The organism is Bacillus sp. 007/AIA-02/001 (assembly GCF_004634455.1).
Classification (GTDB): Bacteria; Bacillota; Bacilli; order Bacillales; family Bacillaceae_G; genus Bacillus_A; species Bacillus_A cereus.
In genome coordinates, this window is sequence record NZ_SEIY01000016.1 from 85,637 (window position 1) to 94,641 (window position 9,005).

Here is a 9,005-nt window from a genome sequence, read left to right on the forward strand (position 1 = left end):
GTGTGGAAGAAAGAGAGTGAGCCGCAGAAAATAAGAAGAAAGCTGGCGCAAGCTCTACCAGAATATATGATTCCTGTACATTTCATGACAATAGATGAGTTGCCTTTAACGCCAAATGGAAAAGTAAATGAACAGCTGCTTCCAATACCTGAAAAAGAAATAGAGGAAGAATATGTACCGCCTTGCACAGAGACTGAAAAGACGCTCGTTTCCATTTGGCAGGAGGTGCTGGAGACAAATCTAATTGGGAGAAATAGCCACTTCATTAAAGCTGGTGGACATTCCTTAAAAGCTATAGATTTAATGAACAAAATCAGAAAGCAACTATTTACAACAATTTCTTTACAGGATATTTTTGAATATCCACTCTTAAAAGAGCTTGCTAATAAAATTGACAAAACGGGTCAAGCAAAAAAAGAAATCATATCAGTGGCTAAAGAGGCCGAAGAGTACCCGATGACCTCTGCACAAAAACGTATTTATGCAGTTAGTCATTTAATAGGTGCTGACACAACCTATAATATGCCTATTGTTCTAACAGTGCCATTTAAGCTGGAAAAACAAAAGACAGAAAAAGTGATTAAAAGAATAATAGAACGTCATGAAAGTTTACGAACCTCTTTCCAAGTGAAAAATGGCGAAGCAGTACAGGTAGTTCATGCTAACTCTGATTTAGATATAGAAGAAGAAGTACTGAAAGCAGATGAGGTACCTTCACGGATTTCTGCGTGGACTAAGCCTTTTAATTTGAAAAAAGCACCTCTCATGAGAGTAAAAATAGCGAAGGTAGACAATGGAGAGCATTTGCTGTTTTTGGATATGCATCACATAATTTGCGATGGTGTATCAATAGATATATTACTAAATGAATTCTCCTCACTGTATGCTGATGAAAAAGCTGAACTTCCTGTTGTACAGGTGCAGTATAAGGACTATGCAGTATGGAAGCAAAAACAAGATTACAGCCAGTCGAATAATCATTGGGAATCTATTCTGGATGGTCAGCTACCTGTGTTGAATCTACCGACTGATTTTAGCAGGCCAAAGGTTCAACAGTTTGAAGGAGATTATATATCGATTTCAATTAATCGAGAAGTGGGACGTGGTCTTCTAGAGAAGCTGCAAGAGCAGGAAATGACACCTTATGTTTTGTTCCTGGGATTGTATCAGATACTTCTTCATCGATATTCAGGTCAGAATGACATTCTAACAGGAACCCCAGTTTCAGGGAGAGGTCAAATGGGCCTAGAAAATACAATAGGTCTATTAATGAATACACTGCCCATTAGAACAGTTACAACACCACAGATGTCGATAACTAGCTTTTTGGAGCAGGTGAAAAATCAGGTATATAGCATGATGAAATATGCTGATTATCCGCTCGATGAATTCATTGAACGTAAACAGATTAAAAGAAATCTTAATCGGAATTTATTATTTGACACAGTCTTTTCGTTTCATACAGAAGAGGAAGTTTCTTTATGGACACCACTTCAAACAGATCAAAAGACAGCGAAATTTGATTTGACATTTGAGGTCACTCAGTTAAACGACGAATTTCACATCAATATTGAATACAGTACAAACCTATTCCGTGTAGAGAATATTGATAGGATGGCTAGACACTATGTGGAGCTCGTTAAGCAATATCTGACGGGAACGGAGCAGTACTTATATGAAATTGATTTTCGTTTAGATGAAGAAAAACAATTAATTGAGCGTGTAAATGATACTGCTTATCCATTGTCGGTTAATCAGACGGTGTGCACCATGATGAAATTATGGACTGAACATCACCCTGATAGCGTAGCAGCGGTGCATCAAGATAAAATTTTAACCTATAAGGAATTAAACGAAAAGGCTAATGCAATTGCCGATTGGCTTGTGCAGCAAGGGATCAAAAAAGGTGAGATGATTGGAATTATGACAAATCCATCATTCAATATGCTGGCAGGAATTTTCGGTATTTTACAGGCTGGAGCAGTTTATGTACCTATAGACCCAGCATATCCTAAAAAACGGATTGACTATATCTTGAAAGACAGTGAAGTCACCTTCTTGCTGACTGAATCTGAGTATAAGAGTTTGCTAACAGGGTTTGAACAGGAAGTGGTCTTTTTGGATGTCCATCATTTTGAGAAAAATGGATTGTCCAATTCTATTACAGTACAAGGGCATGATGTAGCTTATATGATTTACACTTCCGGCTCTACAGGAAATCCAAAAGGTGTCATGATTGAGCATCATTCATTAATGAATTTGGTTCAGTGGCATCAAAGGAGATTCCAATTAACAGAGGCTGATCGTTGTTTGAAATTTGCTGGTTTTGGATTTGATGCCTCTGTATGGGAGATATTCCCTTGTTTGTCTTATGGGGCATCTCTTTACATCGTCGATGCTCATGTACGACAGGACATATTTCAGCTAAATGATTTTATTGAACGTCACCAAGTTACGATTGCATTTATGCCTACGGCCTATTACGAACAATTTTCTCATTTGACAAACAGCTCACTTCGCATCCTTTTAACTGGCGGTGAAGCGTTGAAGACTTGTAAATCGCATTCTTATAAACTTGTCAATAATTACGGACCAACAGAAAATACAGTTGTTTCCACAAGTGGTGTAATTGAAAGCGATTCTAACATAACTATTGGAATCCCAATTGATAATTGCCGGGTATTCATTGTCAATGATCAATTCCAAGAGCAACCAATAGGAGTAACGGGAGAAATTTGTCTTGCAGGAGCTGGATTAGCAAGAGGATACTGGAATCGTCGTGAAGAGACGAAAGAACGTTTCATACATCATCCGGTTACAAAAGAACGTTTATATAGAACAGGAGATTATGGGCGATGGACATCAAATGGAACAATTGAATACATTGGAAGAGCGGATGAGCAAATTAACATACGCGGATATCGTGTCGAATTGCAGGAAATTATACATGCTATAAAAACGTTGCCCGGCATAAAGGACGTCTATCTTTTACAACATAATATGGGTACGACAGCTGAAAGATTAATTGCCTACATTATTTGTGATCAGCCATTTTTCGTTGACGAAATAAAAAGTCAGCTTTCAGAAAGGCTTCCAGATTATATGGTTCCTTCACAATTTATAAAGCTGGATTACTTTCCTTTAACTGAAAATGGAAAGATAGATAAGATAGCACTGCCAAAACCGATACAAGTAAAAAATGATGCAGAGCAGCAAATAGAGCCTAGAACGAAACTTGAAACCGAAATGAGAGAGATCTGGGGAGAAGTTCTAAATATACCTTCTACTTCTATAGGGATTCATGATGATTTCTTTGAACTTGGCGGAAATTCTATCAATATTTTAAAGATTCTTGCCTTAACGATGGATAAGGACTGGGAGATATCGATTCAAGACTTTTTTGACGGAAAAACGATAGCTGCTATCTGTGATCAAACGGAAATAGAAGAAAATCAAATCGATGATAGTGTATATGTCCGTCCAGCAGAGCTTAGTTTGATTGATGATAAAAGGCTGCATAGCAAAAGTGGTGTATTTTTGACCGGGGCAACAGGATTTTTAGGCATTCATTTGCTGGAAAGGTTACTACGTACAACACAGGGTCATATTATCTGTTTAGTAAGGAGAAATAAGCAATATACAGCAGAAGAGTGGCTCAAACAAGTCTTTTTACAATACTTTCCGAAGGATATTGACTTGATAGAACAAGCATCAGACAGATTAAGTATTGTTGCCGGAGATTTAACAAAAGAACGATTCGGCTTAACCTATGACATATACGAAGATATTAAAAAACGAACAGAGCATATCTTTCATGCCGCGGCTAAAACGGACCACTTTGGACAGTTTAACGAATTCAAAGAGTTCAATATAAATGGTACAAAAAGAATATTGGAATTTGCAGGCGACAATAAAAAACTTCATTATATTTCGACTATGAGTGTAGCAGGTCATGTCGCAAAAGGTGAAGAGGAAAGAGTTTTTACTGAAGAAGACTTTTTCATTGAGCAGGAGATAGATGACAATGTTTATGTGAAAAGTAAATTTTTAGCTGAGCATGAAGTCATGCATGCCGTTGCTCGTAAAGAGGTGAATGCAACTATTTATCGCATAGGATTGATTACAGGGCGACACGTGGATGGATGCGTCCAATTGAATTTGAGGAAGAATGCATTCGCAAATACACTTGAAACTATCTATCATCTAGGAGCTGTTTCAGAGGAAATTGTTGGCCAGTTATTAGATGTTTCACCAGTGGATTTATGTAGTGAAGCAATTTTAAAACTTGCCTCCTCTTATAGTAATAAACCTGTTTTTCATATTTATAATCCGTATAAAATTAATATACAGAAAATGTTTAATTTAGGAGGCATTGAAATAAATAAGGTGCCAGATCATGAGTATGAATTGCTAGTAGAATCCTATGCTAATGAAAAAAACTATCAAAAGATTTTAGGGTTTACTTATTATATTGTGAAGGAGAATGAGGCGTATCGTGCCGTAGTAAAAAGTAAATGTGATGTAACAGTTCACTATTTAAAACAGTGCGGTTTTGAATGGCCAGAGCCTTCAGTTGATTATATAAAGAAACTATTTTCAATGATGAGGGAAAAAGGATATTTTTTAGAAATGCATATAAAAAACATTTAATAGGATAGGTATTACCCTCACTTTTCTTATGAAAGGTGGGGGGATTGTTTTAAGGGGGAACGATAAAATGCTTATGTTAAAAGCAGAAGGGTGTAAAGCTACTAGAAATGAAAAGGTGATTTTTGAAAACGTTCATTTAGATATAGAAGAAAAGCAGAGAGTAGCCATTATTGGCAGTAATGGTGTTGGTAAAACGACATTGCTTAAAGCACTATTTGGTAAGGTGCAATTAGAAAAGGGAAAAATTATGAGAAGGTATCCTGCAGATGCTTGGGGATGGGTTGAACAGATGGAGGAACTAGCGGATGTGACTCTTTATGAATATGTTAGTTTGGTTCGTCCTGAGCTGGCAACTTATCAAAAGAAGATTGATGAGCTTCAAAAAAAGATGTCGATTGTAACAAAAGAGGAGCTAGAAGGCTTGATGGAGGAATACACGACATTTTATGAGCGTTTTATCGCAATGGATGGTTTTCAATTTCAAACGGAAATTGAAAAGCACCTGAGTCAATTACAGTTGCCCCCAGCAAGCTGGTACATGCCTTATAGTCAATTAAGTGGTGGAGAAAAAACTAGGGCGCAATTAGCTAGGACGATGCTCAAAAATCCAAAATTTTTAATTTTAGATGAACCAACCAATCATTTGGACAAAGATGCAATTGAATGGCTTACGAATTGGATTAAAGCTAGTGATACAACCGTATTGTTCGTTTCTCATGATAGACATTTTATTGATCAGGTGGCTGATGTAACGTATGAGTTGACAGCAGGAGGAACAAAAAAGTACAAAGGCGGTTATTCAGCATATAAAAAACAGAAGGATCATGAAATATTAACCCATCAGAAACTTTACGCCAAACAGGAACAAAAAAAGAAAGAGTTATTAGAGTCAATTAACCGTTATAAGCAATGGTTCCAGCAAGCCCAAAAATCATCTGGAAAAGATGATTCTGCTGCGCAAAAAAACAATTTCTCATCGAGGGCAACGAAAAGCGCCTCACGATTTAAGGCGCTTGAAAAAGCATTAGATCGCCTTGAGAAAAATAAAATAGAAAAGTACAAAGAAGCAGATCGAGTGAAGCTTGATTTTCATGAAACAGATTTTGGAGCCTCACGTCTTTTGCAAATACGTCAAATGACATTTGGATATGATGGTATTCCTATTTTTAAGGATTTTAACTTAGATGTGAAACGCTCCGAGAGATTAGCTGTAATTGGGCCAAATGGTTCCGGGAAAACTACTCTACTTCAGCTTATTTTAGGACGGAAGCAGCCGGAAGAAGGAATGGTACAGCTTCATCCTAGATGTAAGGTTGGTTATTTTTCACAAGAGCTTAGTGATCTGGACGGAAGCGATACAATATTGGATCATATTATGAAAATTCCTAATTTAACTCAGACAGAGGCAAGGACAATTCTCGGCTGTTTTCTGTTTAAAAGAGATAATGTGCTCAAAAGAATATCTCATTTAAGCATGGGTGAAAAATGTAGGGTCGCCTTTGTAAAATTATATTTCTCCGGCGCCGACTTACTCATTCTCGATGAACCGAATAATTATTTAGATATTGAGACGAGAGAGACGATTGAAGAGGCGCTTCAAGAATTTCCAGGTACGATAATTGCTGTTTCACATGACAAATATTTTTTGAGAAAAATTGCAGATAGAATACTAGATTTAGGAAGCACAAGCAAAAGAGTATTTGAAGGCTCTTATTCTGATTATGAGCGGGAGAAACAAAATAAAGAATCAAAATTAACAGTAGAAATGCAAAATGAACTTTTCTATTTGGAAATCAAGAGGCAGAATTACTTGTCAGATAGTCCTGTAAATGAAGAAGAGCAAGAGGAGATTTTAGCAAAAATTTACGAAATTAATCAAAAAATCGACAAAATTAAAAAGCAGGCTTATCGTAATTAATAAAAATATGCAGGCTCATAAATCCAGCAGTTGTTGGCAAAATTGAAAACTTTTCTTCATATTATAGGATGCTAGGTAAAGAAATGAAGTACTAATTCTATTATTGAAACGGAGGAGGGAGCGATATGGTAAATTAAAGTATTTTAACATAAAAAATCCTCATAACACAGACTTATAAGCAATTTTAAGTTATGCATATTCCTATTTCAGGTATAAAATTTTTAAATGAATTAATGTTGATAAATCTAATATATTTAAAGATAAATAATAATAGGAGAATGACATATGGTTTCAAAAATTAAGCTTTTTTGTTTTCATCATGCAGGTGGGTCTTCGTCAGCCTACTACAATTGGAAGGATTATTTAAACAAGGATATTGAGATTATCCCTATTGAATTAGCTGGAAGAGGGAAACGTTTGAAAGTGCCCGTATATACAAGTATGGAAGAAGCGGTATTAGATATTTACGATTTGATGAAACCTAATTTAGATGGTTCTCCATTTGCGATATTTGGACATAGTGTGGGAGCTTTATTAGTATATGAAATGATTCAGAAAATCCATGATGTCAAAGGAATAAGTCCAATACATGCATTTTTCTCAGGGTGACTACCTGTTCATACTATAGATCAGCAAAAGCGTTACACTTTACCAGATCAAGAACTAAAGAAATACATAGTAGACTTAGGGGGAATTCCATTAGAATTACAATCTTATGATGAAATATTAGATATGTTTCTCCCGATCATTAGAGCAGACTTTAAACTAGTTGAAACTTATGAGCTTAAAGGAAAAATAAGTCCTTTTACATTTAATATTTCTATTCTATACGGTTACGATGATAAGCTAGTAGATAATCAAAGATTGATAGAGTGGACTGATTATACTAGTAAACAATGCTATTTTTATGGATATCTGGGAGGGCACTTTTTTATTAATGATTTTACAGAAGAAGTTGTTAAAGTAATAAATAAAACATTAAGTTCATCCGATTTTTAAAGTAAAATATTATAAATGAGACTTTAATATTTCTATGTTTTTTATAGGGGAATTATCAGAAAAACACCAAAAAGGGAATGACTTCTCTTGTTTCTTCTCCAATTTTTTTCGTAGTTTTACACGTTGGTACTCGCACATCTATTAAAGAAACTTAAAAGGTTTATAAAGGTGGTGGAATTTAAATGATAGAAGTATATATTGTAAGAATTCCTAATAAAATAGAAACTAGATTATTTAAACAATTACTAGGTTATGTTTCTAATGAAAAGCGAAAAAAGATTGAGAACTTCCACAGGAAAGAAGATAGTTATAGGGGCCTTATTGCGGACCTTCTTGTTAGAAGTTTGATTATAAGAAAATATAGTATTTCAAATGAAGAAATTGAATTCAAAAATAATCTTTATGGAAAGCCGTATTTACATAATTTTTCTAATTTCGAATTTAATGTTTCTCATTCGGGCGATTGGGTTGTTTGTGCTGTAGATAAATTTTCAATTGGTATAGATGTTGAATTGATAAAGCCAATTGAATTTGAAATAGCAAAAAGCTTTTTTGCAGAGGCAGAATATAATGATTTGCTTTCTATAGATCCACTAAGGAAACTAGATTATTTTTATGATCTTTGGACTATAAAGGAAAGTTATGTAAAAGTTTTAGGAGAAGGATTAACAATTCCTCTTAATTCCTTTTTAGTTAAAAAACATGATTTTAAACAAATTGAAATAATAAAAAATAATAAAAAAACCCCATATTTTGTTAAACAATATGATATTGATGATCAGTATAAGTTATCAGTATGCGCTATGCATAATAATTTTTCTGTTAATCCTCAACATGTTAATTTTTTTAGTATAGTGAAAGAAATAATGGGTAAAGAGGTATTATTTTAGTAGCAGGTCATCAATTGGATTAACAAATTGTATATATGAATGTAAGTATTAAACCAACCTTAACTACAACTGTTTTATAATATGATAAAAGTATCAAAATACTTCTAAATCTATCTTGCAAAAGGACACACCTACGCATACATATGCCATTGGTGTGTCCTTTTTTTCGTTTTCTATAAGTTTCTGAAAAAAGAGCGGGAATGGGAATTGTTTATAGAATTAAAAGATAAGGGTTATGATTGGAAAGATATCAATGATTGGATACTGTCTATTGAAACAGGGTACTCCAAACATGGAAATAAACTAGTCATATATTAGTAACCGTTTTACATTCTAATAAGACAGGTGAGGGGAATATAGGATGTCAATCATTCGAAAGTATCACATTGCAATTGCTTGGATGATAGCTACTAGTGCAATGCTCATAAGTTTGGTTTTTGAATGGATGAAGTTTCCAAACGTTTTAGGACGTGTCTGTCACCGACTATTCCTCTAGCAAGAATAGGTGGTGATGAGTTTGCGATCATTGTCCATAACCAAACAGAGCA

The 9,005-nt window shown here is 34.8% G+C and carries 4 protein-coding genes and 3 pseudogenes; all 7 read left to right on the top strand.

The window, feature by feature from the left end; all coding sequences use genetic code 11:
* Nucleotides 1-4,650 carry a non-ribosomal peptide synthetase gene (locus ES895_RS23640; RefSeq protein WP_240690244.1) on the top strand — a complete coding sequence of 1,550 codons (4,650 nt, stop codon included), beginning with the start codon at nt 1-3 and terminating at the stop codon, nt 4,648-4,650.
* Nucleotides 4,651-4,717: 67 nt separating this feature from the next.
* Entirely contained in the window at nt 4,718-6,568 is a 1,851-nt protein-coding gene (gene abc-f / locus ES895_RS23645) for a ribosomal protection-like ABC-F family protein (RefSeq protein WP_000928863.1), read from the top strand.
* A 285-nt stretch (nt 6,569-6,853) separates the two neighbouring features.
* Nucleotides 6,854-7,567 (top strand): annotated as a pseudogene (locus tag ES895_RS23650) (thioesterase II family protein).
* 182 nt (nt 7,568-7,749) lie between these two features.
* Nucleotides 7,750-8,457, top strand: a complete 708-nt coding sequence (locus tag ES895_RS23655; RefSeq protein WP_098529658.1) for a 4'-phosphopantetheinyl transferase family protein — start codon at nt 7,750-7,752, stop codon at nt 8,455-8,457.
* 108 nt (nt 8,458-8,565) lie between these two features.
* Entirely contained in the window at nt 8,566-8,775 is a 210-nt protein-coding gene (locus tag ES895_RS30280) for a hypothetical protein (RefSeq protein WP_370624736.1), read from the top strand.
* Nucleotides 8,776-8,818: 43 nt separating this feature from the next.
* Nucleotides 8,819-8,914, top strand: a pseudogene (locus ES895_RS23660) (disulfide bond formation protein B); the annotation flags it as partial.
* Nucleotides 8,899-9,005 (top strand): annotated as a pseudogene (locus ES895_RS30285) (diguanylate cyclase); the annotation flags it as partial. The pseudogenes ES895_RS23660 and ES895_RS30285, both read left to right, overlap by 16 nt.